The organism is Mesorhizobium sp. P2_E6 (assembly GCF_056403835.1).
This window is the reverse complement of record NZ_JBFUEQ010000002.1, coordinates 319,787-345,560: the sequence shown is the minus strand read 5'-3', so window position 1 is coordinate 345,560 and position 25,774 is coordinate 319,787. Positions and strand designations below refer to the sequence as shown.

Here is a 25,774-nt window from a genome sequence, read left to right as displayed (position 1 = left end):
GCACCCATCCGGTGTTTGGTCGCGCGAGGTTTTGCGCGAAATCCTCACAGCCGAAACGCTGTTTCGACACAGGAACTGTTGACAGCACGAACGGGCCAATTACTGTCCTGTGAGTGAAATTTGTTTCGTAAGAGCAATTCCAGGAAAAGTGTGAAACGGTTTTCCGTCCGGGATTGCGTCAAACAAAAAGTCGAAATCAGATCGGGAGGCCTGCAATGAAAAGTCGCGTTGCCGTTATCGGAGCCGGGCCGTCCGGCCTGGCACAGCTCAGGGCCTTCAAGTCGGCCGCCGACAAGGGCGCCGACATTCCCGAGATCGTCTGCTTCGAAAAGCAGTCCGACTGGGGCGGCCTGTGGAACTACACCTGGCGCACCGGCCTCGACGAGCATGGCGATCCCGTGCACGGCTCGATGTACCGCTACCTCTGGTCGAACGGACCGAAGGAATGCCTGGAATTCGCCGACTACACGTTCGAGGAGCATTTCGGCCGGCCGATCGGCTCCTATCCTCCGCGCGCCGTGCTGTGGGATTACATCAAGGGCCGCGTCGAGAAATCCGGCGTGCGCAAATGGGTGCGCTTCAACAGCCCGGTGCGCATGGTGACCTTCTCCGAGACGACGAAGAAATTCACCGTCACTGCGCATGCCCGCACCAACGACATCACCTATTCGGAAGAGTTCGACAATGTCGTCGTCGCCTCCGGGCATTTCTCGGTGCCCAACGTGCCCTATTTCGAGGGATTTTCGACCTTCAACGGCCGCATCCTGCACAGCCATGATTTCCGCGATGCGATGGAATTCAAGGGCAAGGACATTCTGATCATCGGCCGCTCCTATTCGGCCGAGGACATTGGTTCGCAGTGCTACAAATACGGCGCCAAATCGATCACCTCCAGCTACCGCTCGAAGCCGATGGGTTTCAAATGGCCGGAGAACTGGAAAGAGGTGCCGCTGCTGCAAAAGGTCGTCGGCAAGACCGCCCATTTCAAGGACGGCAGCACCAAGGATGTCGATGCCATCATCCTGTGCACCGGCTATCTCCACTCCTTCCCCTTCCTCACCGAGGATCTGAAGCTCAAGACCGCCAACCGCATGTGGCCGGACGGGCTCTATGAGGGCGTCGTCTGGGAGAAGAACCCGAAGCTGTCCTTCATTGGCATGCAGGATCAGTTCTACACCTTCAACATGTTCGACGCGCAGGCCTGGTTCGCCCGCGATGTCATCATGGGCCGTATCAAGTTGCCGTCGGCCGAGGCGATGGCCGCGCATGGCGCAAAATGGCGGGCGCGCGAGGAAACGCTGGAGGACGCCGAACAGATGATCTGGTTCCAGGGCGACTACACCAAGGAATTGATGGACCAGACCGATTATCCCGGCTTCGACGTCGAGGCGGTCAACAAGACCTTCATGGAGTGGGAGCACCACAAGGGCGAAGACATCATGAGCTTCCGCGACCACGCCTATCGCTCGCTGATGACCGGCACCATGGCGCCGCTGCACCATACACCCTGGCTGCAGGCGCTGGATGATTCGATGGAGAGCTATCTCGAGGTGAAAGGCGTCGCGGCGGAGTAGCAAGGCGCGCCGACTTCAATCCAGCGGATAGTCGGGCGGAGCGTCGGTCTCCGTCACCTTGACCGACAGCACGTCGCTGGTGTTGGCAAAGTCGGGGCCATCGCCGCGCACTGCCAGCGTGTCGGCCATCAGCAGGAATGTCATGGCGGCGAGGGTTGGTCCGCCCGGCTCCTCTGGCCATGCGAAGATGCCGTCGGCGTTGGCGCCGAATTTCACATCGTGGCAGACGAATTCGATCTCGATCTTCCAGGATCTCAGCGGCGGTGTGTCGCCAAGTGGCGGATGCGGCGGGTCGGGAAGCTCGAAATGATTGGCGACAAGGATTTTGGTCGGCACCGCCGGCACGATGCGCTGGCGATTGAAGGCGGCGATGGCGTCGTCACGGAACCGGTCGAGCAGGCCTTGCCCCGACAGCCTGTACGGCTCGCGGAAAAAGCCTCCGGCCCAGACCGACTCGTCATTGTCGTTGGAGATCAACAGGGTGGCGTGGAAGCGGCGCAGCCTTGGCGCCAGCGCCTGCCAGTCGCATTCGGCAGGCGTCGCCGGCGTTGCGATGAACTCGTCGAGAAGATCGCTGCCGCGCACCGGATTGCTCAATACCGAGCAGTCTTCGCCGTAGAGATGCCAGAGCTGGCGCAACTCAGCGGCCGCGATGCCGGGTTTGCGCAGTTCCTCCACCGAGGCGCGAACCCGCGCGACGGCATAGGCCGTCGCCGCCTCCAGCGTGCCGAAGCCCGGGACGAGATGTTCGCCGTCCGGCTCGCCGGTTCTGGCCATGTCGAAAACGAGGACGGTAAAGGGCGGATCGCCTGGCTCAGACATTCGGCACCAAATTGGACTAACCCAGCCTTGCCCGCGCCTTCGCCGTCCACGCGTTGAACAGCCGGTCGGCGACGATGCCGATGAAGGCGATGGCGAGGCCGGCGACGATGCCGCGGCCGGAATCGGCCTTGGACAGCGCGATGAACACTTCCTGGCCGAGGTCGCGGGTGCCAACCATGGCGCAGATGATGATCATCGCCAGCGCCATCAGGATCGTCTGATTCACGCCCAGCATAATTTCGGGCAGCGCCAGCGGAAGCTGCACGCGAAAGAAGGTCTGGCGCGGCGTGCAACCCGACACTTTTGCCGCCTCGATCAGCGCTGGCGGCACCTGGCGGATGCCGTGATTGGTGTAACGGATGGCCGGCACTACGGCGAAGGCGACCGTTGCGATCATCGCCGTGACGTCGCCGACCCGGAACAGCATCACCACGGGGATGATGAAGCAGAAGGATGGCAGCACTTGCAGCGTGTCGATGATCGGCGTGACGATCTTCTCGAAACGGTCGCTGCGTGAGGCCATCAGGCCAATGGGGATGCCGATCAGGCAAGCGATGAAGGCCGAGATGCCGCAGAGATAGACCGTCGCCATGGTCTTTTCCCACAGCCCGGTGACGGCGCAGAAAGCGGTGAGTGCGGCAACCAGGGCCGCGAGCCGCAGGCCGGAGAGCTGATAGCCGGCAAGGCCGAGCAGGCACACCGCGCCCAGCCACGGAAAGCCTTCGCAGAAGGCGCGCAGCGGGTTCAGCACGTTGAGGATCAGCGCCACGCGAAACGCCTCGATCGTGTCGAAGAAGTTGATGGTGATCCAGTTCACCGCTGCCTTCCACAGCGGCGCGGTGGTGAAGGTGATCGCCTTCGGCACCGCCGCGAAGGCCGGCACGAACAGGCCGAGCAGCGTGGTGACGACAAGGATGGCGATAGCCAGCGTCAAATTGGGATAGCGCCGCCAGAAGCTGGGGCTCAATTCCCGATGAACATGGCCCATTGCCTGCTTGTGCGCGATCGCCTGGCTCAGCCGGTCGAGCGCGATCGCCAGCGCGACGATGGCGAGACCGGCTTCCATCGCCTCGCCGACCTTCAGCGCGCGTAGCGCCAAGAGCACGTCGTAGCCGAGCCCGCCGGCGCCGATCATCGAAGCGATGATCACCATGTTCAGCGCCAGCATGATCACCTGGTTGACGCCGACCATCAGCGTCGGCCGCGCCGAGGGCAACAGCACCCGCCACAGTTTCTGCCGCGCCGTGCAGCCGGCCATCTCGCTGAAATCGTCGATCTCGGAGGGTACCCGCGACAGCCCAAGCATCGTCGCCCGCACCATAGGCGGCGTGGCGAAGATGGCGGTCGCGATCATCGCCGAAACCGGGCTGTTGCCGAACAGGAGCAGCATCGGGATCAGATAGGCAAAGGTCGGGATCGTCTGCATCAGGTCAAGGGCAGGGGAGACGATGAGCCTTTCCGCCCATGGCTTGCGCCACGCCCAGATGCCGGCGAACAGGCCGGTGACGATGCAGAACGGCACGGCGATGGAGATCAGCGCCAGCGTCAGCATGGCGCTGGTCCATTGGCCGAACAGTGCGATGTAGAGGAAACAGCCGCCGACCAGCATGCCGAGATTCCGGCCACCGGCGGCATGCCCGGCAAGGAAGGCGGCGGCGCAGACGCCGACCCAGGACAAGCGCGGCAAGACATAGCCGTCGGCACCGTGACCGATCTTGAAATTCTTGGCCAGCAGGTTGAGTGCGAAGTCGAGCGGCACGCCCAGCACCGCGGTGATCGAGCGCGTCAGCCACGACAGGTTCGACTTGATCCAGCCCATCAAGGCGCCGACCCAGTCGGCGACCGGCACGATTGCGCTGGCGGGATAATTGACGGCCCAGGGCAGGCTGTCCCGCAGCAGGAACACGACAAGCACGGCGGCAAGCGCCGAGGCCCAGACGATCAGCCAGACCTGAACCGGACGCGCCCTTGCCTCGCTGGCGCCAGCCGTCACCGTCATGCGCCGGCCCTCGAGCGATCGATGCCGGCCAGCAGGTCGATCACCGCTTGCGGCGTCACCTCGCCGATCGGCTTGCCGGTGCCGTTGACCACCGCGAACGGCTTGCCGGCGGATACGATCTCCGCTGAAAAGCTTGCGATCTTGGCATCTGGCGCAACGGTGCCGCCATGCGCGGTGCCGTCGCAGGCCCGCATCAGGCTGCGCGCCGAGATCACCTTGGCGCGGTCGACGTCGCGGGTGAACTCGGCGACATAGTCGGTCGCCGGGTTGACCACCAGCTCTTCCGGCGTGCCGATCTGGATGACCTCGCCGTCCTTCATGATGGCGATGCGGTCGGCCAGCCGGATCGCTTCGTCGAAATCATGGGTGATGAAGACGATGGTCTTGTGCAGCATGGTCTGCAGCCTCATCAACTCGTCCTGCATCTCGCGGCGGATCAATGGGTCGAGCGCCGAGAACGGCTCATCGAGGAACCAGATTTCCGGTTTGGTCGCCAGGCTGCGGGCGATGCCGACACGCTGCTGCTGGCCGCCGGAAAGTTCGCGCGGGTAGAAATGTTCGCGGCCACGCAATCCGACCAGCTCAATGACCTCACGCGCCCGCGCTTCGCGCGTCGGCCGGTCCTGTCCCTGGATGCTGAGCGGAAAGGCGATATTTTCAAGCACGTTGAGATGCGGCAAGAGCGCAAAATTCTGGAACACCATGCCCATCCGGTGGCGCCGCAATTCGATAAGTGCCGAATCCGAGATTTTCAGCAGGTCGTTGCCTTCGAATTCGACCTTGCCGTGCGTCGGCTCGACCAGCCGCGACATGCAGCGCACCAGCGTCGACTTGCCGGACCCCGACAGGCCCATGATGATAAAAATCTCGCCCTGGCGGATTTCAAGGTCGACTGCCCGCACGGCCCCAACCAGCCCGGCGGCAGTGACGTCGGCCATGCTGGCCTTGCCATCGCGCTCGCGGATGAAATTGGCCGCGTTCGATCCGAACAATTTCCAGACATTGCGGCAGGCAAGCTTAATCGGGCGGGCATCCTTGCCCGGCTGCGTCGGTGCCTGTTCAGTCCTATCCGTCATCCAATCGTCCTTCTGGAATATCAGGAATCGAGACCCGGCCGATCAACAGCCGGGTCTCATCTCTCCAGTCGGAACAATCACTGCGCCCAGGCTTTCCAGTCTGCCTCGTGGGCAGCGATCCAGGCGGCGGCGACGTCTTCCGGCGCCTTGCCGCCGAGATCGATCTCGCCGCTCATCTTGTTGAGCTCATCGGTATCGATCGTATACGCCTTTGCCACCTTGTAGGCGACCGGCCACTTGTCCTTCATGCCGGACCAGGAGTACTTCCAGATCTCGCCATGCGGCTTGCCGCAATCATATTTGGCGTCCGGGTTCACGCCCCATTTCGGGTCATTGTAGCATTCGGGTGTGTATTCGGGGAACTGCACCCATTCGCCCTTGTACTTGGCCGGTGCCCAATGCGGCGAATAGATCCACAGCATGATCGGCGCCTTGCGCTGATAGGCCGAGTCCAGCTCGGCGAACATCGCCGCGTCGGTGCCGGCATGGATGACGGTGAAGGGCAGCTTCAGTGCCTCGACACGCTCGTCGTCAAAGCCTTCCCAGGTCACCGGGCCGCCGAGATAGCGACCCTTCGGTGCGGTCTCCGCCGTCGAAAATGCTTCGGCGCATTTCGGGTCCTTCAGCGCTTCCCAATTGGGCAGGCCCGGGCACTTTTCCTTCATGTACTCGGGAAACCACCACTCTTCCTTGGCCTTGGGCCCGAGCTTGCCGAGCCGTTCGGTCTGGCCGGTCGCGTCGGAGGCTTTCATGGCTTCGCCGGCGGTCGTGTCCCAGAACTCGAGGCCGACGTCGAGGTCGCCATTGGTGAGGCCGGTGGTCAGGCTGGAGAGGTAGTCCGCGGTCGGGTATTCGACGGTATAGCCGAGCTTTTCCAGGATGCCGCCGAGGATCTTGGCATTCAGGTTGACGCTGGTCCAGTCGAACAGCGCGATCTTGATCGGGTCGTTGGATTCAGGTGCAGCGGCTTGGGCGGAAGGTGTCAGCAGGCTTAGGGACGCGAGCGCGACCGCGCCCATCGACAGTTTCGAGATCTGGCTGCGAAATGACATGCTTGTTCTCCTTCAAGCTGTGAAAATTATCGGTCGTTCCCTTCTTGCGGCTTTTCTTGATTGTGTTGGAAAGGTTGGTCGTTGCGCAAGGCCGTCGGCGCCGAATTGTCGCCCTGGCTTTGGCCAAGGCAGGCAAGACGGCGCTCAATTCTGCTGATGGTCGAATGGGACTGGAGGGTCAGCGTCATGGCTGCCGACGGATCGCTGCGGAAGCGATCACCTGCGGATCAATTTCCAGTCTTGCGGCGCCCTGCAAGGTGCGAGCCATCAAGGTCCCATGATCTCGGCTGTCGGCCCGGCAAGCTCCATCTCGCCAGGACCGTTTCATAGGATGAAATTATATATACCAACGTTCATGTCGCGCAACGACTAACGCCCGCGGGACGCATAATTTCAGACTACAGGCGAAGTGGAGCCCGGTCGCCAGATCTTCCATCCTACCAGCAGACGTAGCCGCCATCGACAATCAGGTCGAGGCCGGTGACGAAGCTCGACGCGCGGCTGGCCAGGAACACCGTCGGTCCGACCATTTCCTCCGGCGCCGCCATGCGCCCCATCGGCGTGTCGCGCTTGAAGATCTTGACCTCTTCCGCCACCTCCGGCCGCTTGTTCATCGGCGTCAGCGTATAGCCCGGGCTGACGACATTGACCCGCAGCCCGCGGTCGGCCCACTCCATGGCGAGGCTCTTCGACATGTGGATGACGGCGGCTTTCGAGGAGTTGTAGTGCGCCTGCGTCAGGCCCCGGTTGACGATGGTGCCCGACATCGAGGCGATGTTGATGATCGAGCCCTTGCGCCGCGCCAGCATCTTGCGGGCTTCGGCCTGGCAGGACAGGAACACGCCGGCGACATTGACCTCGTGCACCTTCTGCCATGTCTCCAGCGACAGCGTCTCGGCCGCTTCCGACCCGGCGATGCCGGCATTGTTGACGGCGACGGTCAGCGCACCGAGTTCACTCTCTAGGCGATCGATCGCCGTCGCGAGATCGCTCAGCGATGTCACCGTGCCGGTCAGCACCAGCGCCTTGCGGCCGAGCGCCGTGATCCGGTGAGCGGTTTCGTCCAACCCGCCTTTCGAAGCATGGCCGAAACAGGCGACGTCGGCGCCTGCCTCGGCCAGTCCGATCGCGATTGCCTGGCCGATGCCGCTGCCGGCGCCGGTGACCAGCGCGACATCGCCGTCCAGCTTGAAAAGATCCATTGATAGCCCTCCCTGCCTCGGAGAGGGTACGCGCTGAGCCGTGCTCCGATCAAGCGCCCTGCATCGCTCAGAAATAGCCGTCCGACGCAGCCGTGGCTTCCTTGGGGATTTCGACGCCGTCGACGAGGATCTTGTCGACCAGTTCGTGGTGGAAGCAGACCAGCCCCTTGATGCGTTCCGCCTCGTGCACCGGTTCGGGATAGTACCAGACGAGGTTCTCGTGGCGCTTGGCCTTGGTCGTCACGTGATAGTAGTTGGAGATGCCCTTGTAGGGACAACGCGAGATGTAGCGGCTGGGTGCGAACATATCGAGCCGCGTATCGGAGATCGGCAGATAGTGGCGCACCGGATGTCCGGTTTCGAACAGGAACACGCCACGGCGTGAATCGGCGACCTGCTCACCGTCGAGAATGACCTGCACCCGCCGCGACGACGGCAGGCAGTCGACGCGGCGGAACGGATCGCGGGCGTGGACGAAGATCTCTTCGTCCTCCTCGAACCAGTGGCCCATCTTGCTCCAGTAGAACGACATGTAGTCGGCGAGCGGCGGGCTGCCTTTCACCGGATCGGCGTAGCGCCAGGCCGCGTCCTCGACCAGCGTCACGCCGGTGTTGAGTGAGTAGTGGGTCGCCACGCCCTTGAACGGGCTCTCGGTCGTCGTCGTGCTCGGCAAGAGAAACTCTTCGCGCACGTCGCTCATCGGGAAATAATAGACCGGCAGGTGGTCGGACTCGTAGAGCACCAGCGCGTTGACCGTGTCGGCGACAATCATCGACCCGACCTGCACCCGCAGCCGCTTCTGCGTCGGCATGGTGAAGGCGACGTAGCCCGGCTCGAAATCATATTGGGTGATGCTGTCGAGCAGCGGAAAATGCGGCCCGCGGCCGCGCAGATGACGCTTGCGAATGGTACTCTCCCGGTTCTTGGTCTTGGCGATCACGTTCATGATCAGCCTATGGATACGCGATCGAGCAGCAGCCCGGCGGCGATCGGCGGCAGTCCGCTGACATTCTTGCGCACCGGCACCAGCAGGTCGGGGAAATAGCTGAAAATGACCGGCGTCTCGTCGAGCAGCAGTTTCTGGATGTCGGAGGCGGCACTGCGCTGTGCGCCGATATCGAGCGCCTTCAGATAGCTGGTGACCATGCCGTCATAGGCCGGGCTCTTGAAATGCGCCGCGTTCCAGGGGCCGTCGCTGACCAGCGGGCTTTTGAGGAACACGTTGGGCACGCTGCGATGCGCGTAGTCGGTGATGCCGAGCGGACTGTCCAGCCAGTCCGACTGGCCGAACACCGCCTTGCCGTAGTACTTGTCCTGGTCCTCGATGTTAAGCGCGATGCGGGCGCCGATTTCCTTGGCGAAGTTCTGGAACAGCTGCGCGTAGCCGGGAATGTCGGAATAACGCAGCGTCGTCAGCGTGATGTCGAAGCCGCTGGCCACGCCGGCCGCTTCGAGCAGTTGTTTGGCCTTGGCGATATCCTGGACGCGTTGCGGCACCGTCTTGTCGGTCGCCGGGAAGGCAGGCGCGAACGGGCTGTCATTGCCGGTCGCCGCCATGCCGCGGCACAGACCATCGACCAGCTTGGAGCGGTCGATGCACAATGCCAGCGCCTGGCGCACGCGCTTGTCGGTGAAGGGGCCGGTGTCGCAGCGCATGTGCAGCTGGCGATGCGCGGTCGATGCGACGCGCAGCACCGTGATGTCGGGGCTGTTGAGCACGACCTGGCTGACGTCGAGCGGAACGGCGTCGAGGATGTCGACCTCGCCGGCCTGCAGCGCCAGGATGCGCGGCTGCACGTCGCCGTAGAACTTGAATTCGAGACGGTCCGGCAGCGCCTTCTCGCCCCAATAGTCGGGGTTGCGTACGAAGGTCGCGCCGACCTTCGGCGTGTAGGTCTCCAGCCGGAACGGTCCGGTGCCCTCGAACGTCTTTTCGTAGTCGCCCTTGTAGCTCGCCGGCAGGATGACGGCGTTGTAATTGTCGATCGACACCGAATAGGGAAAGCTGCCGTTCGGCGCGTCGAGATGGAAGGCGACGGTATGGTCGTCGACCTTCCTTGTGCCGCCCTTCGACAGCAGGCCCTTGAACACCGACAGCGCGTTCGAGGCGCCGCTCGGATCGGCCAGCCGGTCGAAGGTCGCGACGACGTCGTCGGCCTTGAAGTCCTCGCCATTGTGGAATTTCACACCTTTGCGCAGCTTGAAGGTCCAGACGCTGCCATCCTCGTTCGGCGCCCAGCTTTCCGCCAGCACCGGCTTCAAGGTGAGGTCCGCCTGGGTGATGCAGAGAAACTCGGCGGTCTGGAAAACCAGCTGGTAGCTGCCGCTGTCATAATAGGTGACGGGGTCGATGGCGCCGCCTGGCGTGGCCACGCCGGCGCGCACCGTGCCGCCCGGCTTGCCCTCGGCGCGGGCCTGCTGCGTGCCGAGGCCGGCTGCGGCAACGAGGCCGCCGAGGAATGGTAGGGAGAGGCCAAGCACACTGCCATGGCGCAGGAAATCACGCCGGCCCATCCTGCCGGCCAACAACTCGTCGACAGCGGAATTTTCGATTGCTGTGAGAGTCCGGCGAGCGGCGTCGATCATCCTGAAATGCTTTGGCATGGCTGCATTCCTCGCTTGGCTTGGGGTTTGCCATCTAGTTCATTGTTGACTGCCGCCGCAAAGCGATATTTTTTGATAGGGGCCATCGAAATTTTCGATGCAAAGGGTGCGGCATGGACACTGAAAATCTGCGCAGCTTTCTCGAAGTTGCCGCCCATGGCAGCTTCACCGTCGCGGCCAGCCGGCTCAACCTCGCCCAGTCCACCGTCAGCGCGCGGATCCGGGGACTGGAGGAGCAGTTGGGGCGCCGGCTTTTCGTGCGCGACCGCGATGGCGTGACGCTGACGCCGGCCGGCCGCCAGTTCCTGCCGCATGCCTCCTCCATCACCCGCACCTGGGAGCAATCGCGGCAGGACATCGCCGTTCCCGATGGCTACGAGACGCTGCTGCGGCTGACCGCCCCCGCCTATCTGTGGGACCGCATCACCTCGCCATGGGTCGACTGGATGCGCGCCAGGCGGCCGAACGTGGCGCTGCGCCTGGAGGGCAGTTTCCCGGATCTGGCGATCGACCAGCTGGCGGAAGGCCTGCTCGACATCTGCATCCTCTATCTGCCGCGCCCGCATCCAGGCATCGTCTACGAAACGCTGGCGGTCGATCAGGTCGTGCTCGTTCAGCATGCCGCGCAGACGAAGTCCTGGACCGAAAACTACATCCTCATGGACTGGGGGCTGGAATTCCGCATTGAGCACGACCGCGCCTTTGCCGGCATGGTCAAGCCGGCCATCTCGGCCGGACTGGTCTTCATCGGTCTGCAGCATGTGCTGTCTCGGCAGGCGGCGGCCTACCTGCCGCTCAGTGCCGTCAGCACGCATATCGAGCGCGGCGAAATGCGCCGCATCGACAACACGCCGGTGTTCCAGCGCCCGATCTACCTTGCCTATCCCAGCAATCCGGTCTCGTCGGATGTCCTGGATGTCGCGCTCACCGGGCTGCGCACCCTGGCTGGAGATTGGGCGGAAGGTCAGGGGTTTTCGGAAGGCGACCGTTCCCTGGGCATGACCGGCCAGATGTGACGGGCCAGGCCGTATGCATGGTGATCCCCGCTACGCCGGTTCGGTCACCACGTCCTTCTGCAGCCGTGCCAGTTCCTCGTAGGGGATATGGCAGCGGATCGAGTGGCCGGGCTGCGCCTCGCTGAGCGGCGGTTCCTGCTGCTCGCAGATCGCACCGATCTTGCGCGGGCAGCGTGTGTGGAACACGCAGCCCGACGGCGGGTTGGTGGCGCTGGGGATTTCGCCGTCGAGGCGAATGCGCGCCGTCTCGGTCTGATCGAGCTTGGGCACGGCCGACAGCAGTGCTTCGGTATAGGGATGATGCGGGCCGGAAAAGACGTCTTCCGACGGTCCGAGTTCCATGATCCGGCCGAGATAGAGCACGGCGATCTTGTCCGAGAGGTAACGCACCACGGCAAGGTCATGCGAGATGAAGATGTAGCTGACGTCTTCCTTCGACTGCAGGTCGGCGAGCAGGTTGAGGATCGCCGCCTGCACCGACACGTCGAGCGCCGAGGTCGGCTCGTCGCACACCACGATGCGCGGGTCGCCGGCGAAGGCGCGCGCAATGGCGACGCGCTGCTTCAGGCCGCCAGAGAGCTGGCGTGGCTTGACGGCAAGATGCCGGTCGGTCAACCGGACTGAACGGACAAGGTCGTTGAGCCGAGCTTCCAGCGCCTTGCCGCTCAAGCCTGCAAGCCGCTTCAGTGCGCGGCCGATTAGGTGCCGGATCGAGTGCGAGCGGTTGAGTGCCGAGTCCGGATTCTGGAAGACGATCTGCATCGCCTTGATCTGGTCGTCGCTGCGGTTTTCCAGCCGCGGCGCCAGCGCCTTGCCTTCGAGCACGATCGTGCCGCCGTCATCCGGCGGCACCAGGCCGAGTAGCAGCCTGGCGAAGGTCGTCTTGCCGCTGCCGGACTCGCCGACCAGCCCAAGCGTTTCGCCCGGGCGCAAATCGAGCGAAACGTCCTTCACGGCGCGCAGCGCGTGGCCATGGCTGGAATAGGTCTTGTTCAGCCCGGCGACGCGCAGCACCGGCACGGCTGCCGCCTTTAGCGCGGGCGCGACATCGCTCGGGGTTGCGCGCGGCAACGCCTGCGCCTTCTCGTGATAGAAGCAACGCGACAGCCGGCCGCCCAGATCGTAGAGCGGCGGCAATTCGCTGCGGCAGCGGTCGTCGGCGAGCGCACAACGGTCGGCGAACGCACAGCCCTTGATGTCGGCGCCGATGCCGGGCAGGAAGCCCGGAATGGTGTCGAGCCGACCCTGGTCCTTGCGCTGGCCGCCGCGCGGCAGGCAGCGCAGCAGCGCCACCGTATAGGGATGGCGGGGATCGTTGAACACGACCTCGGTCGGCCCTTCCTCCACCAGCATGCCGGCATAGAGCACACCGACCCGGTCGCACATGTTGGCGACGACCGCGAGGTTGTGGCTGATGAACAGGATCGAGGCCGACAGTTCCTGCCTGAGCTGCGCGATCAGGTCGAGCACTTCGGCTTCCACCGTCGCATCGAGGCCGGTCGTCGGCTCGTCGAGGATCAGCATCGACGGATCGTTGGCCAGTGCCATGGCAATCGCCACGCGCTGCTGCATGCCGCCGGAAAGCTGGTGCGGGTAGCGCTGCATGACGCTTGTCGGGTCGGAGATGCGCACCCGGTTCAGCATGGCGACCGCGCGATCCTCGGCCGCCTTGCCGGTTATGCCGCCAAGTTCAAAAATCTCGGTCAGCTGGCGGCCGACGCGGATCGACGGGTTCAGCGCCTTGCCGGGATCCTGGTAGACCATGGAGACGCTTTCGGCCCGCGCCCGCCTGAGGGCCTCAGCATCCAGCTTCATGACGTCCTGGCCGTCGAGTGAGATCGCGCCGCCGGTGATCGAACCGTTTCGCGGCAGATAGCGCACGACGGTGAGCGCCACTGTGGATTTGCCGCACCCGGACTCGCCGACGAGCCCGTAGGCTTCGCCCTGGCCAATGTTGAGGCTGAGGTTGCGCAGCACCGCGCGATTGCGGCCGGCGACGCGATAGGCAACCGACAGGTCTCTGAGTTCGAGCGCGTTTTCTGCTTTCGCGGATTTAGTCATTGAGCGCTCCGTGAACGCCGTCTGCCGCCAGGTTGACGCCAATCACCAGCGAGGCGATGGCCAGCGCGTCGAACAGCACCGTCCACCAGAAACCGCCGCCGATCATGCCGTAATTGTTGGAGATCGACAGCCCCCAGTCCGGCGAGGGCGGCTGGATGCCGAAGCCCATGAAGGAGAGCGTGGCGACCGCGAAAATGGCATAGCCGAGCCGCACGGTGGTCTCGACCAGGATCGGCGGGATGACGTTGGGCAGGATCTCGACGAACATCGTATGCGCAGCACTTTCGTGCCGAAGCTGTGCGGCGGCGACATAATCGAGTTCGCGCTCGGCAAGCACTGCGGAGCGTACCGTGCGCGCGATGATCGGCGCGAAGCTCAGCCCGATGACGACGATGACCGTCGTCTTGGATGTGCCGAGCGCCACGATCGCCAAAAGCGCGACGATGACCACCGGGATCGCCATGAAGGCTTCGAGGATGCGGCTGACGACATCATCGACGAGGCCGCGAAAATAGCCGGTGATGAGGCCGAGCGCCGTGCCGGCCACGGTCGCCAGCAAGGTTGCCAGCGGGGCGACTGTCAGGATGTCGCGCGAGCCGACGATGACGCGTGAGAAAACGTCGCGGCCGATCTGGTCGGTGCCGAACCAGTGTTCGGCCGAAGGCGGGGCGAGCGCGTTGATGATGTCGTCGGCAAGCGGGTCGTAAGGCGCGAAATGCTCGCCGAACAGGGCGCAGGCAACCCAGAACATCACGATGGCGAAACCGGTCAGGAAGGTGCCGGAGCGCAGCAGCGAAAACAGCACCTCCGCCAGCGGGCCGCGCTTTCGCGTGTCGTCTGATGTGGGGGAGGTGGTCTGGACAGCGCTCATTGATCTGACCCCAGCCGGATGCGCGGATTGAGCACGGAATAGAGGAAGTCTGCGACGAGCGTCGCCACGGCATAGACGATGCCGATGGTGAGAATTCCCGATTCCAGCATCGGGAAATCCTTGCCGCGCGCCGCGGTGAAGATCAGCGAGCCGATCCCTTGGTAGCGGAACAGCGTCTCGATCACGACGAGGCCGCCGATCAGATAGCCGGTCTGCGTCGCGATGACTGTGATGGTCGGCAGCAGCGCGTTGCGCAGCACATGCCGCCAGATCACCGTGCGCCATGGCAGGCCCTTGAGCACGGCTGTTCGTGTGTAGTCGGAATCGAGCGCTTCGATCATGCCGGAACGGGCCATGCGGGCGATATAGCCGAACAGCACCAGGAACAGCGGCAGCGAAGGCAGGATCAGGTAATAGAGCTGGGTGAAGAAGCCGGCATTGCGCGGCCATGCGGCCGATATCGGCAGCCAGCGCAGCCAGACGCCGAAAATCAGGATCAGGATGATGCCGGTGACGAATTCCGGCAGCACCGTCACCGACAGGCCGCCAAGGCTGATGATGCGGTCGAGCGGCCGGTTGAGATTGAGCGCGGCGATGACGCCGCCGAGGATGCCGATCGGCACCACCAGCACGAAGGCGACCGCCGCGAGTTTCATCGAATTGCCGAGCGCATCGATGACGAAGGGCGCGACCGGCGAGCGGAAGATGTAGGAGGTGCCCATGTCGCCCTGGACGAAGTTCGAGATCCAGCCCCAGTACTGCGCCAGCAGTGGGCGATCGACACCGAGCGTGTGGTTGAGCGCGTCGACGGCGCGCTGGTCGGCGAACGGGCCCAATATGGCGCGTCCGACATTGCCGGGCAGCACCTGGCCGCCCAGAAACACCATGATGCTGAGCAGGAACAGCGTCACCAGCGACAGCGAGACACGCCGGGCAAGGAAGGAGAGTATGGCATCGACTCCTTATGTAAGATCCAGCGGCCCAGGCATGCCGGACACGTCGGGTAAACTCACTGTGACAGGCGGATCGAATGCTGTCACCGGGGGAACGGCTCCGTCAAATCGCGACACCTCGACCAGCGTCGAATTGCAGGTCGGCGATTGGGCAAGGCGCGACGTCCCCCGATCGGGTGTCAGCACATTCGGATTGCCATGTTTTTCCAGACTGTTCGGCTGTCCGGGCGAGGAGGGGTCGAACCATGCACCGGTGGGCAGCTGCACGACGCCCGGAATCAGGCCGTCCGTCAGCACGGCGCCCGCGAGGCACGCACCGCGATCGTTGAAGACGCGCACGACCGTGCCGTCCAGGATGCCGCGCGCAGCGGCATCGGCAGGGTTGATCCACAGCGGCGCGCGGCCCGACACTTTGCCCGCCCGGCTCACCGAGCCGTGATCGTACTGGCTGTGCAGCTTGTCCGCCGGCTGCGGGGATAAAAGATGCAGCGGGAATCTGCTGGCAAGGTCGCTGCCCAGCCATTCCCGCGGCTCGCGCCAGACAGCGTGACCCGGACAGTCGTCATAGCCGAAGGAATCGATTGTCGGCGAGAACAGCTCTATGCGGCCCGATGGCGTCGCCAGCCGATGCCGCTCGGGATCGGCGCGGAAGGAACCGAGCAAAGTCTGCGACGTCACCTGCCGGGCAAGGTCGGCGTAGCCGTCATGCCAGAAACGGTCGAAGGTCGGCATCTCGACCCCGGCCGCGTCCGCATTGTCCCTGGCCTGCTCGTAAAGCACCCGGATCCATTCGCTGGCTCCGCGCCCTTCGGTGAAGGCTTCGCTGGTGCCGAGCCGGGCCGACAGGTCGGCAAAGATCCGATAATCGTCGCGGGCTTCTCCAACCGGGTCGATCGCTTGCTTCATGGCGACGACGAGGTTTTCCCGGTTCGAAAAGGCGAGATCGTTTCGCTCCAGCGGTGTGGTGACTGGCAGCACGATGTCGGCATGGCGCGCCGTCGCCGTCCAGAAGGGCTCGTTGACGATGATCGTTTCAGGCCGCCGCCAAGCCTCGACCAGCCGGTTCAGGTCCTGGTGATGGTGGAACGGATTGCCGCCGGCCCAGTAGACGAGCCTGATGTCGGGGTAGACAAGCGCGGCGCCGTTGAAGTCGAACGAGCCGCGCGGATCGAGCAGCATGTCGGCCATCCGCGCGACCGGGATGAAGTCCGGCACCTGGTTCCTGCCTTGCGGCACGGACGGCCACCGGAATCCCATCTCCGGTCTTCCGGCGCCATTTGTCGACGAATAGCCGAAGCCAAGGCCGCCGCCCGGCAATCCGATTTGGCCCAGCAGAGCGGCAAGCGTGATTGCCGCCCAATATGGCTGTTCGCCATGGTCGGCGCGCTGCAGCGACCAACTGACCATCAGCATGGTGCGTTTGGCGGCCATTTCCCTGGCCAGCGCGACAATCTTTTCTGTTCCCACGCCGCTCAGGGCAGCCGCCCATCTGGGGCTCTTCGGCTGGCCGTCGCTTTCTCCCAGGATATAGGCCCGCACGACCTCGAAGCCGATGCAGTATCGCGCCAGAAATGCCTCGTCATGACGGGCCTCGGTGATCAGGACATGGCATAGAGCCAGCATCAAGGCGGTGTCGCTGTTTGGCCGAAGCGGCAGCCATTCGGTCTCGACGCCGCGCGGTGCATCGTCGCGCACGGGCGAAACGTTGATCAGATGGGCGCCGTTGCCGACGGCGTTGCGCAAGGCCGCCGACGCTTCGTGACGTGCCGCGCCGCCCCCCTGTATCTGCGCATTGCGCCAGGGCAGGCCGCCAAAGGCGACGATCAACTCGCTATTCCGCTCGATCCCGTCCCAGGTGGAATGATTGCCCGTCAGGCCATCGGTCCCGCCAAGCACGTGCGGCAGGATGATCTCGGCAGCGCCATAGGAATAGCTGAGAACCGAGCTTGTATAGCCGCCGATCGTGTTGAGGAAACGGTGGACCTGGCTTTGGGCATGGTGGAATCGCCCCGCACTCGCCCATCCGTAGGACCCCGCATAGATCGCGGCATTCCCATGCTCAACGCGAATTCGGTCCAGTTCGGCCGCCACGATATCCAGTGCGGTTTCCCATGGGACTTCGACAAAGGGTTCGCTGCCGCGCCCGCCCTTGGCGCTGGACCTGTCCCCCTCCAGCCAGCCACGCCTGATGGCGGGACGGGAGACGCGCAGGTCACCCTGTACCGTGCCAAGCATGGACTTGCCGATCGGCGATGGATCGGGGTCGCCGCTCCATGGCTCGACGCCGACGAGCCTGCCGTTCTCGGCACGGACTTCGTAAGTCCCCCAATGCATGGTGGTGAGCAGGGTCTCGGATCCATGGGACAATGATAAATCGCCCCGCAACGCGGGGTTTCACGTCAGGCCGACGCGCAGCGCCTTGCCTCGGCCTGGCAGCGAAACCGCCAGCCCCCCGCAGGGGCTGGCAGTTGCAGGATGGCTTGTCTGCCTCCGTTCAGGCCTTCGATGCCTTGTCTAGGAACAGCTGCGACATCGCGGTCGGCTGCACGCCGGCCACGCCTTTCGCCGTCGCTGTCAGATAGTCGTAGAAATAGCCGAAGATGACTGGCGTCTCTTCGAGCAGCAGGTTCTGGATCTTGCCTGCGGTCGCCTTCTGCGCCTCGAGGTCGAGTGCGGCGATGTAGCTGGTCGCCAGCGTGTCGTAATCCTTGTTCTTGAAATGCGCGGCGTTCCAGGTGCCGTCGCTCTTCAGCGGTGCTGCAAGATAGACATTCGGCACCCCGCGGTGGCCATAGTCGGTGATGCCCATCACCGAATCCAGCCAGTTCGACTTGCCGAACACCGCGTCTCCGTAATAGCCGCCCTGGTCGAGGATATTGAGCTCGAGCTCGATGCCGATCTCCTTGACCCAGTTCTGGATCAGCTGGGCGTATTCGGGGATTTCCAGGTAACGCTCGGTGGTCAGCGTTACCTTGAAGCCCTTGCCGGCGCCCGCCGCTTCCATCAGCTGCTTGGCCTGCGCGATATCCTGCTTGCGCTGCGGCACGCTCGCATCGGTTGACGGATAGGCCGGGGCGAACGGGCTGTCATTGCCTGGCGAAGCCCGGCCTTTCATCAGACCGGCAACCAGCTTGTCACGGTCGAGGCTGAGTGCGATGGCGCGGCGCACGCGCGGGTCCTTGAAGGGGTCGGAATCGCAGCGCATATGCAGTTGCTGGTGAGCGACCGACTTCAGGCTGATGATGTCGACATTCGGATCGTTGAGCAGCGCGACACCGGACAGCACCGGCAGCTGGTTGATGATGTCGACCTGCCCGCCCTGCAGTGCCAGGATTTGCGGCTGCGTGTCGGTAAAGAAGGTGAATTCGGTGCGTTCCGGCAACGCCTTCGTGCCCCAATAGTCTTCGTTGCGGACGAAGGAGGCGCCGACCTTTGCCGTGTATTTCTCGATCTTGAACGGCCCGGTGCCGTCGAAGCTCTTCTCGTACTCGCCCTTGTAGCTCGCCGGGATGATGACCGCGTTGTAATTGTCGGACGACAGCATGTAGGGGAAGTTGCCGTTCGGCGCGTCGAGGTGGAACTCCACGGTGTAGTCGTCGACCTTCTTGCTGGCGCCCTTCTGCAGGATGCCGTTGAACACCGACAGCGCGTTGGACGAGTTTGCCGGATCGGCAAGGCGGTCGATGCTGGCCACGACGTCGTCGGCCTTCATCTCGCCGCCGCTGTGGAATTTCACGCCCTTGCGCAGCTTGAACGTCCACACCGTGCCGTTGTCGTTCGGCTTCCAGCTTTCGGCCAGCGCCGGCTGCAGCACGAGGTCGGGGCCGTCGACGCAGAGGAACTCGGCAACCTGCTGCATGACCAGGAGGCCGCCGGCGTCGGCAATGGTAACAGGGTCGATCGTTGCCGCCGGCACGCTGCTGGCGACGCGGATGGTGGCGCCGGGCGCGCCCTGGGCGCGCGCCAGCGACGGCATGCCGCCGAGGCCGACTGCTGCGCCGATGCGGCCCAGCAGCGGCAGCGACAAGCCGAGCAGGCTGCCGTGACGGATGAAGTCTCGGCGGCTGACCCTGCCGTCGACAAGGCCATCGATCAGGTGATTTTCAAGCGGCGAACGATTGCGCCGGATCAGGTCGAGAATGTGATAATTCTTGCTCATGGGTTTTTACCCTTTCCCCTATGTTTTTATGGCTGACGAATTTTGCGGATAGCTCCATTTTCCGGCCGCCAGAGTAGCCTGTCGACCAGGACTGTAGCATGCGATTTTGTCCGGTCCATCCAGTCCTTGCCGTGGATGCGCCGGATTCCTCACTGCACTGCTTTCGCCCGTCTTTGTCCGACCTTCCAGACCGAAGTCGCGGTGGTTGGCTTCTCGTTTGTTGGTCGCCTGCCTGTCATCTAGTTCAGCGGCAAACGGCGATAGGTTCCGGGCTTTGCCGGGTCATGATACTTGTTGCACGGTCCTTTCTCGATAAAGTCTCTGTGACAGGCAGCGAGGTTTTCCCGTGACAACGTGACGCCCAGACCGGGCCCTTCCGGCACGCGCACGACGTTGTTCTTCGGCGAAAACGGCCCTTCCTCGGTGACATCCATCGGCAGCATTCGAAACAGCGACTGGTTGGGCTCCCTGATCCAGCCGAGCGCCGCGCACAGATGCAGATAGGCCGCGCTGCCGATGCCGCTGTCGCCGCTGTAGCACCAGAAGTCGATGCCGGCATGCTCGCAGGCGCCGACAAAACGCAGCATGCGGCCGATGCCGCCATGCGTCGTCGGGTTGCCGACGAAAGCGTCCGGCACCTTCATGTCCATGGCGCGCGCAATGTCGATGTTGTGGGTCGAGAACGGGATCGAGCAGTGGCGCCGCAGTTCGCGCATCTCCTCGATCGTCGCCACCGGATCCTCCCAATTGCGCACGCCGAGCTCCTCCAGCGGCCGCGCCAGGCGACGCGCCGTCGCCAGCGAATAGGCCTGGTTGGAATCGATGCGGATCATCGCATCGTCGCCAAGTCGTTCGCGGATCAGCTCGACCATTCTCAGCGAGACTTTTGGATCCTGCCTCGAGAATTTGCCCTCGAAGAAGCTTGTCCCATGGGTCTGGTGCAGCTCGACGCAATAGTCGGCGACCTCTTCCGGCGTCGTCTCGCCCTTGACCTTCAGCCCGTCGCCGCGCAGCGAAAAATAGTCGGTGAACGGGATGTCCTTGCGCACGGCGCCGCCGAGCAACTGATAGAGCGGCTGGTTCCATGCCTTGCCGCGCAGGTCCCAGAACGCCATCTCGATGGCGCCGAAGGCCATGATGCGGGTGCGGTCGTTGATCGACTGCACGCCGGTCCAGTAGGGCAGGCAGACATTCTCGGCGCCGGCGATGTCGAAGGCATCGCGGCCGACAAGGCGCTGCGCCAGGACATCGTTGATGATCGCGGCGGCCGCCGGCGTCGGCGCCTCGCCGACGCCGATCAGCCCATCCTCGGTCTCGACCTCGACGATGGTCGGCGAGAACCCATCGAGTTCGCCGAACACCCAGGCGTAGGGCGCCTCGAGGCGCAGGTTGATCGGCGTGGCCTTGATGCTGCGGATTTTCATCTCAGCGGCCGATTTCGAAGAATGGCGTCCCGAGCAGGTCGGGAACCACGTCGATGCCGAGGCCGGGGCCATCCGGAATGCCCATGCGGCTGCCGGTGACCGGCGGCTTGTTCGACGCCGTGCGCACCGTCACCCATTCGTGGAAGGCGATGGCGTGCAGGCGGCGTTCCTCCGGCGTCGACAGCGACAGATGCGCCATCGCCGCGGTGTCGATTTCGGCGCCGCCAGTGTCCTCAACGGTGATCATGAAGCCGAGGTCGACGGCGAGATCGCGGATCTGCCGCGTTTTCGTCACGCCGCCAAGCCGCGAGATCTTCAAAGTCAGCCCGTCGGCGGCACCCTTGCGATGGATATCGAGCATATCGTCCAGCGAGGCGACGGATTCGTCCAGCACCATCGGCTTGTCGAGTGAGCGGCGCACCGACATGCATTCGTCGATGGTCGTGCAGGGCTGCTCGAACGTGTAGTCGATGGCCCGCGTCGCGTCAGCGAACTGGCGCGCCTGGTAGGGGGTCCAGCCGGCATTGGCATCGCAGAAGATCACCGTGCCTTTCGGCACCGAAGCGGCGACCGCAGTGACGCGCTCGATGTCGTCATGGACATTGCCGCCGACCTTGACCTGGAGCCGGTGGAAGCCGTCCTTGACGATGCGCTTGGCCAGCGCCGCCATGGCCTCGACGCTGCCGTGGGTGACGACCTTGTAGAGCTCCGCCGTCTCGCTCTCCCGGCCGCCGAGCAGCGTTACCAGCGGCACATCGGCGGCGCGCGCGGCAAGGTCCCAGCAGGCCATGTCGAGCGCCGACTTGATGTAGGGATGGCCCTTGAACACCGTATCCATCAGCCGGCCGATGCCGGCCAGCCCACGCGGATCGTGGCCGATGAGATGCGGCGCGATCTCGACCACGCCGGCACGCACGCCAGCCGCGAAGGCGGGCGAGTAGAAATTGCCGAGCGGCGCCATCTCGCCCCAGCCGGTGATCCCGCTATCCGAGGTGATGGCGACGATCACCGCGTCGAAGGCGTCGGCAACGCGTCCCTTGGACATGCGGTAGGGCCCGTCCACGAAGGGCTGCACGACATGGTAGGCTTTGATGGTTTCGATCTGCACGTGTCTGTCCATTGTCTGCGGTGGTGAGGAACGGGTCAGGCGCCTTTCGACGGGCGATGTTCGAGATCGCGCGCGTAGGAAAGAAGCTCCTCGAAATCGAGGTCGATATGCTCGCGGGCATGGCGCTGGGCAGCGCGCATGTCGGCCCCTTTGAGCAGCGACACATAGGTCTCGTGAACGTCTTCGGCCGGCACCGCCTCATTGCGAGCCTGCTGGTGCAGGGCAAAATACATCTGCAACCGGCTGGTCAGCCGCTGCCAGGTTTCCAGCAGCACCGAATTGTCGGCCCATTCGTAGATCAGGCCATGCAGTTGCAGCGCCGTTTCGATCTGGCGGGTGGTGTCGCGGTTGCGGGTCGCCTGTTTCACCGCCTCGTGGCGCTGGTCAAGCTCGTCGAAGAAACGCTGGTCGCGCAACGGCCAGGTGCGCTCGATGGCGAATTCGTCGAGCACCTTGTTGAGCGAATAGGCATCATCGATGTCCTTGGCGGTGACATCGACGACGAAAGTTCCGGCGTAGGGAATGCTGGTCAGGATGCCCTCCTGCACCAGCTCGCGCATCGCCTCGCGCAGTGGCGCGCGGCTGACCCGCATCTGTTCGGAGATCCGGAGCTCGTTGAGTTTCTGGCCCGGTTCCAGCTGGCCGGTCAGGATCGCGCGCCGCAGCAGCGCGACGATCTCGGCGCGCCGCGTCGTATCCGCGATCGGACTGAAATCCACTTTCGCCATTCGGCCACTCCCAAGGAAACCGAGAGCAAGACAAGCAGATTGTCGACAATCTAACAAGAGGTCATTTTCGGATTCTTGGGGACCGCTTGGAGGACCGCTGGCATGTCTGCTTCTTCGGCCTCAGGCCGCGCGGCCGTAGAAGCCGACCCGTTCCTCGGCGCTGAACATCACGCCGGGCTTCTCGTAGTAGGAGAACACCGCGATCATGCGCTCGCGCTCGCCTTCGACGGTGGTGACGCGATGCGCGGTGTTCTTGCCGCGAAAGACGTTGAGCGTGCCGGGCTTCATGCGCAGGATCTTGGCTTCGGGGTCGCGCCCTTCGAGCAGCCTGGCGACGCCGTCATAGTTCGGATTGTCGTCCGACCGCAGGTCCGTGCGGTATTCAAGGTCGCCGCCGCGTTGCGACTGCTGCAGCAGGAGGGTTGTGGTGAATTCCGAACGGTCGAAATGCCAATTGAGTGCCTCGCCGGCGCGATAGGCCATGACATTGGTGCGCGCCAGCGGATCCTGCATGACATGCAGCCTGGTCTTGCCCATCGCCGCCGCCAGGAAGCGCAGCAGCGGTTCGTATTCGTAGATGGCAAGCACGACGCTGCCGGGGATCTGGTCGGCGCAAACGGTGTGGCTGATGGTCTCGACCTTGCGCAGTGCCGGATGGTCAGGCGCAAGCTCGGGAATGTCGGGCTTGAAGTAGATGTTGTGCATCCGCTTGTGCACATGCGAGCGCGCAGCCATGACAGGCTGGATTTCCCGCACGGCCTTTTCAGCCACGCCGGGCCGCAGAAACCCCTCGAGGTTGAACATGCCGTCGGCTTCGAGTGCGGCGACGGATTGGTCGACGAGGCGCTGCCATTCGGCGCTGCCTTCGCGGTCGAGCGGATAGCGGTCGAGATCGAGGATGTCTTTCATGGTCGTGGGCTCCGAGTTTCCGAGCCTATGAGACGGCAAAAAAATCTTTCTCTCAACGCGCAAAATAATTAGGATTGGCCAAGAAAAACTTTGGGAAGATCGATGTGGAACGGCTGCCTCCGCTGAATGCGATCAAGGCCTTCGAGGTCGCGGCGCGCGCCGGCAGCTTTACCCTGGCTGCGACCGAGCTTGGCGTGTCGTCGGCGGCGGTGAGCCAGCAGATACGCAATCTCGAAACCTGGTTCGGCAAGCAGCTGTTCGTGCGCAGCGGCAACCGCATCGCGCTGACCGACGCCGGCCACGCCATCTATCCGCAAACCGCGCGGGCGCTGGGCGACATAGCAGCGATCGGCCGGCGCATGCTGGAAGGTGGCTTGCGAACGCGCCTTGTCGTCAGCGTGCCGTTTTCGCTGGCCGAACTGTGGCTGGCCCCGAAGCTCGCCGTGCTTCTCGATGCCTTTCCGCAGATGGCGATCGATGTCCGGGTCGAGGACGATCCGGTCGACCTGATGCGACAGAACATCGACCTGCGCATCAGCTATGGCGACTATCACTATCCCGGATTGAAGCTCGTCCGGCTTGTCCATGATGATGTCTTGCCGGTCTGCGCGCCCGAATTCTGGCACCGGCACGGCAATGGCGATTCGGGTCTGGCGGACCTGCATGAAAGCCTGTTCATCCACACCAATTGGGGACCGAACTACGCCTCGCATCCGACCTGGGCCGATTGGTTCGCGGCATCCGGCGGCAGTCGCTCGCCCGACCCGTCGCATGGGCGGCGCGTCGGCCTGTCCAGCCTGGCAATCACCTCGGCGAGGCTGGGTCTCGGCATTGCGCTTGGTCAGCAGGTCATGGCGCGCGCCGATCTGGAGGCGGGCCGCTTGATCGCGCTGTCACCCGTCTCGGTCCGCCTCGGGCATCCCTACTGCGCGTTCATGCCACCGGCCAAGGCTGATCGTGCCGATGTCGCGGGCCTGGTGGAGCTGCTCACGAAAGCGGCGCCCGCGACCTATGGGAAGGTCGGGGCGCCGCGCTGAGGCCGGACCTGACGGGGGTGTTCAGGTGGCCGGCTTTTCCGGCAGCGGAGAAATCGGCATTCCGGGTCCGATCTTCTGCAGATTGCCTGTTATCACCTGATCGCCTTCGGCCACGCCGGTCAGGATCGCCACCTGACTGCCGCTGGTCGGGCCAAGCGAAACCAGCCGCTGGTCGACCGTGTTGCCCTTGCCGACGACGTAGAGATATTTGCCGAGCTGGCTCGAGCCCAGCGCCGTCTGCGGCACCATCAGCGCATCGGCCTGCTGCTTCACATGCAGCCGGACACGTACATATTGGCCCGGCAGCAGCGTGAACTTGCCGTTGCCGATCGTCGCCCGCGCCGTGATGGTGCCGGTCGAACGGTCCACCGTATTGTCGATGAAGGTGAGTTCGCCCTTCTGGCTGGCCTCGGTCTCGCCGGGAAGCAGGACCTCGACCTCGATCGGACCGGCCGCGCGAGCCTGCTCGATCTCAGCCAGGTCCGTCTCGCTCGGATTGAAGGTGACGTAGATCGGATCGAGCTGCACCAGCGTGTTGAGCACGGTGCCGGCAACGCTGACCAGCGTCCCGACCGAGGCCTGGTTGCGACCCAGGCGTCCGGCGAACGGCGCGCGGATTTCGGCATAGCTCAGATTGAGCTCGGCCGTGCGGACCGCCGCCTGGTTGAGCGCCAGCGACGCCTGTGCTTCGCGCAAGGTGCTGGTGCGCTGGTCGAACCCGTCCTTGGCGAGATAGCCGCTCTTCGCAAGCTCGGTGCCGCGCCCGAGATTGGACTGGGCATAGTCGAGCGTTGCGGTGTCGCGCTGCACCTGCGCCTTCGCCTGGTCGAGAGCCGCCTGGAAGTCATCAGGCGAGATCTTGTAGAGCAGATCGCCCTGGCGGACGTCGACGCCGTCGGCAGCGCCCTGCTCCTGCAGATAGCCCGGAATCCTGGCCTGCAAGGTGATGTTGCGGATCGGCTCCGTCCGCGCGGCGTAGTCGAGGTAGATCGGGATCGTCTTCTTGACGACGCCGACCACCGGCACCGGCATGACGAACGCCGCCGGGGCGGGCGCCGCACCAGCGGTGCCGGCATTGAGGCTGACGTTGCCCATGTCGAGCAGATGGACGCTGGCCACCGAGATCGCACCCAGCGCGACAGCCGTTCCCAACGCGATTTTCCATTTACGCATGATTAG

The 25,774-nt window shown here is 64.0% G+C and carries 20 protein-coding genes; 3 read left to right on the top strand and 17 right to left on the bottom strand.

All coding sequences use genetic code 11. The features are described 5' to 3' along the window. Nucleotides 1-215: 215 nt before the first annotated feature. Nucleotides 216-1,574 carry an NAD(P)-binding domain-containing protein gene (locus AC1D08_RS06335; protein WP_477422766.1) on the top strand — a complete coding sequence of 453 codons (1,359 nt, stop codon included), beginning with the start codon at nt 216-218 and terminating at the stop codon, nt 1,572-1,574. 15 nt (nt 1,575-1,589) lie between these two features. Here the strand turns inward: AC1D08_RS06335 and AC1D08_RS06330 are convergent, their stop codons facing one another. From AC1D08_RS06330 to AC1D08_RS06300, 7 genes are all read right to left on the bottom strand, one after another. Further along, nucleotides 1,590-2,396 (bottom strand): hypothetical protein, encoded by an 807-nt coding sequence (locus AC1D08_RS06330; protein ID WP_457153781.1) that lies wholly within the window; start codon nt 2,394-2,396, stop codon nt 1,590-1,592. A 16-nt stretch (nt 2,397-2,412) separates the two neighbouring features. After that, complete coding sequence (locus AC1D08_RS06325) at nt 2,413-4,395, bottom strand: ABC transporter permease (RefSeq protein WP_457153780.1); 1,983 nt, start codon at nt 4,393-4,395, stop codon at nt 2,413-2,415. Further along, entirely contained in the window at nt 4,392-5,471 is a 1,080-nt protein-coding gene (locus AC1D08_RS06320; RefSeq protein ID WP_457153779.1) for a quaternary amine ABC transporter ATP-binding protein, read from the bottom strand. The genes AC1D08_RS06325 and AC1D08_RS06320 overlap by 4 nt, the downstream gene beginning before the upstream one ends. Before the next feature lie 77 nt (nt 5,472-5,548). Next, nucleotides 5,549-6,523, bottom strand: coding sequence for an ABC transporter substrate-binding protein (locus AC1D08_RS06315; protein ID WP_457153778.1), 975 nt, complete (start codon nt 6,521-6,523; stop codon nt 5,549-5,551). Nucleotides 6,524-6,960: 437 nt separating this feature from the next. Further along, nucleotides 6,961-7,725, bottom strand: a complete 765-nt coding sequence (locus AC1D08_RS06310) for an SDR family oxidoreductase (RefSeq protein ID WP_457152681.1) — start codon at nt 7,723-7,725, stop codon at nt 6,961-6,963. Between the two features lie 67 nt (nt 7,726-7,792). Continuing rightward, nucleotides 7,793-8,671 carry a DUF427 domain-containing protein gene (locus AC1D08_RS06305; RefSeq protein WP_095088254.1) on the bottom strand — a complete coding sequence of 293 codons (879 nt, stop codon included), beginning with the start codon at nt 8,669-8,671 and terminating at the stop codon, nt 7,793-7,795. Between the two features lie 2 nt (nt 8,672-8,673). After that, nucleotides 8,674-10,329 (bottom strand): ABC transporter substrate-binding protein, encoded by a 1,656-nt coding sequence (locus AC1D08_RS06300; protein ID WP_457152680.1) that lies wholly within the window; start codon nt 10,327-10,329, stop codon nt 8,674-8,676. Nucleotides 10,330-10,442: 113 nt separating this feature from the next. Here AC1D08_RS06300 and AC1D08_RS06295 point away from each other — a divergent pair, with 113 nt between their 5' ends. Then, nucleotides 10,443-11,345 carry a LysR family transcriptional regulator gene (locus tag AC1D08_RS06295; RefSeq protein ID WP_457152679.1) on the top strand — a complete coding sequence of 301 codons (903 nt, stop codon included), beginning with the start codon at nt 10,443-10,445 and terminating at the stop codon, nt 11,343-11,345. A gap of 30 nt (nt 11,346-11,375) precedes the next feature. Here the strand turns inward: AC1D08_RS06295 and AC1D08_RS06290 are convergent, their stop codons facing one another. The 9 genes from AC1D08_RS06290 to AC1D08_RS06250 all read right to left on the bottom strand — a co-directional run bounded on the left by AC1D08_RS06290 (nt 11,376) and on the right by AC1D08_RS06250 (nt 23,558). Next, nucleotides 11,376-13,406, bottom strand: coding sequence for a dipeptide ABC transporter ATP-binding protein (locus AC1D08_RS06290; RefSeq protein WP_457152678.1), 2,031 nt, complete (start codon nt 13,404-13,406; stop codon nt 11,376-11,378). Next, nucleotides 13,399-14,277, bottom strand: coding sequence for an ABC transporter permease (locus tag AC1D08_RS06285; RefSeq protein ID WP_477422763.1), 879 nt, complete (start codon nt 14,275-14,277; stop codon nt 13,399-13,401). Before AC1D08_RS06285 ends, AC1D08_RS06290 begins: the two co-directional genes overlap by 8 nt. After that, nucleotides 14,274-15,227 carry an ABC transporter permease gene (locus AC1D08_RS06280; protein WP_457152682.1) on the bottom strand — a complete coding sequence of 318 codons (954 nt, stop codon included), beginning with the start codon at nt 15,225-15,227 and terminating at the stop codon, nt 14,274-14,276. The genes AC1D08_RS06285 and AC1D08_RS06280 overlap by 4 nt, the downstream gene beginning before the upstream one ends. Nucleotides 15,228-15,239: 12 nt before the next feature. Further along, a complete protein-coding gene (locus tag AC1D08_RS06275) occupies nt 15,240-17,597 on the bottom strand; it encodes a molybdopterin guanine dinucleotide-containing S/N-oxide reductase (protein ID WP_477422761.1) in 2,358 nt (785 codons plus the stop codon). A gap of 127 nt (nt 17,598-17,724) precedes the next feature. Further along, on the bottom strand, nt 17,725-19,389 hold the full coding sequence (locus AC1D08_RS06270; protein WP_457153802.1) for an ABC transporter substrate-binding protein: 1,665 nt from the start codon (nt 19,387-19,389) through the stop codon (nt 17,725-17,727). A gap of 239 nt (nt 19,390-19,628) precedes the next feature. Further along, complete coding sequence (locus AC1D08_RS06265; protein ID WP_477422759.1) at nt 19,629-20,813, bottom strand: mandelate racemase/muconate lactonizing enzyme family protein; 1,185 nt, start codon at nt 20,811-20,813, stop codon at nt 19,629-19,631. 1 nt (nt 20,814) lies between these two features. After that, entirely contained in the window at nt 20,815-21,921 is a 1,107-nt protein-coding gene (locus AC1D08_RS06260) for a mandelate racemase/muconate lactonizing enzyme family protein (protein ID WP_477422757.1), read from the bottom strand. Nucleotides 21,922-21,956: 35 nt separating this feature from the next. Beyond that, the gene (locus tag AC1D08_RS06255) at nt 21,957-22,649 is read right to left on the bottom strand and encodes a GntR family transcriptional regulator (RefSeq protein ID WP_457153799.1); all 693 of its coding nucleotides are present in this window, start codon (nt 22,647-22,649) and stop codon (nt 21,957-21,959) included. A 120-nt stretch (nt 22,650-22,769) separates the two neighbouring features. Then, entirely contained in the window at nt 22,770-23,558 is a 789-nt protein-coding gene (locus tag AC1D08_RS06250) for a HalD/BesD family halogenase (RefSeq protein ID WP_477422756.1), read from the bottom strand. Nucleotides 23,559-23,662: 104 nt separating this feature from the next. Between AC1D08_RS06250 and AC1D08_RS06245 the strand changes: the two genes are divergently transcribed. Further along, complete coding sequence (locus AC1D08_RS06245) at nt 23,663-24,595, top strand: LysR substrate-binding domain-containing protein (protein WP_457153849.1); 933 nt, start codon at nt 23,663-23,665, stop codon at nt 24,593-24,595. 21 nt (nt 24,596-24,616) lie between these two features. On the opposite strand, the gene AC1D08_RS06240 is transcribed toward AC1D08_RS06245, so the two are convergent. Then, on the bottom strand, nt 24,617-25,768 hold the full coding sequence (locus AC1D08_RS06240) for an efflux RND transporter periplasmic adaptor subunit (RefSeq protein WP_457153848.1): 1,152 nt from the start codon (nt 25,766-25,768) through the stop codon (nt 24,617-24,619). Nucleotides 25,769-25,774: the final 6 nt, after the last annotated feature.

Coding starts and splice junctions, on each gene's coding strand:
- AC1D08_RS06335 (WP_477422766.1), top strand. CDS start 216: ATGAAAAGTCGCGTTGCCGTTATCGGAGCCGGGCCGTCCGGCCTGGCA.
- AC1D08_RS06330 (WP_457153781.1), bottom strand. CDS start 2,396: ATGTCTGAGCCAGGCGATCCGCCCTTTACCGTCCTCGTTTTCGACATG.
- AC1D08_RS06325 (WP_457153780.1), bottom strand. CDS start 4,395: ATGACGGTGACGGCTGGCGCCAGCGAGGCAAGGGCGCGTCCGGTTCAG.
- AC1D08_RS06320 (WP_457153779.1), bottom strand. CDS start 5,471: ATGACGGATAGGACTGAACAGGCACCGACGCAGCCGGGCAAGGATGCC.
- AC1D08_RS06315 (WP_457153778.1), bottom strand. CDS start 6,523: ATGTCATTTCGCAGCCAGATCTCGAAACTGTCGATGGGCGCGGTCGCG.
- AC1D08_RS06310 (WP_457152681.1), bottom strand. CDS start 7,725: ATGGATCTTTTCAAGCTGGACGGCGATGTCGCGCTGGTCACCGGCGCC.
- AC1D08_RS06305 (WP_095088254.1), bottom strand. CDS start 8,671: ATGAACGTGATCGCCAAGACCAAGAACCGGGAGAGTACCATTCGCAAG.
- AC1D08_RS06300 (WP_457152680.1), bottom strand. CDS start 10,329: ATGCCAAAGCATTTCAGGATGATCGACGCCGCTCGCCGGACTCTCACA.
- AC1D08_RS06295 (WP_457152679.1), top strand. CDS start 10,443: ATGGACACTGAAAATCTGCGCAGCTTTCTCGAAGTTGCCGCCCATGGC.
- AC1D08_RS06290 (WP_457152678.1), bottom strand. CDS start 13,406: ATGACTAAATCCGCGAAAGCAGAAAACGCGCTCGAACTCAGAGACCTG.
- AC1D08_RS06285 (WP_477422763.1), bottom strand. CDS start 14,277: ATGAGCGCTGTCCAGACCACCTCCCCCACATCAGACGACACGCGAAAG.
- AC1D08_RS06270 (WP_457153802.1), bottom strand. CDS start 19,389: ATGAGCAAGAATTATCACATTCTCGACCTGATCCGGCGCAATCGTTCG.
- AC1D08_RS06265 (WP_477422759.1), bottom strand. CDS start 20,813: ATGAAAATCCGCAGCATCAAGGCCACGCCGATCAACCTGCGCCTCGAG.
- AC1D08_RS06255 (WP_457153799.1), bottom strand. CDS start 22,649: ATGGCGAAAGTGGATTTCAGTCCGATCGCGGATACGACGCGGCGCGCC.
- AC1D08_RS06250 (WP_477422756.1), bottom strand. CDS start 23,558: ATGAAAGACATCCTCGATCTCGACCGCTATCCGCTCGACCGCGAAGGC.
- AC1D08_RS06240 (WP_457153848.1), bottom strand. CDS start 25,768: ATGCGTAAATGGAAAATCGCGTTGGGAACGGCTGTCGCGCTGGGTGCG.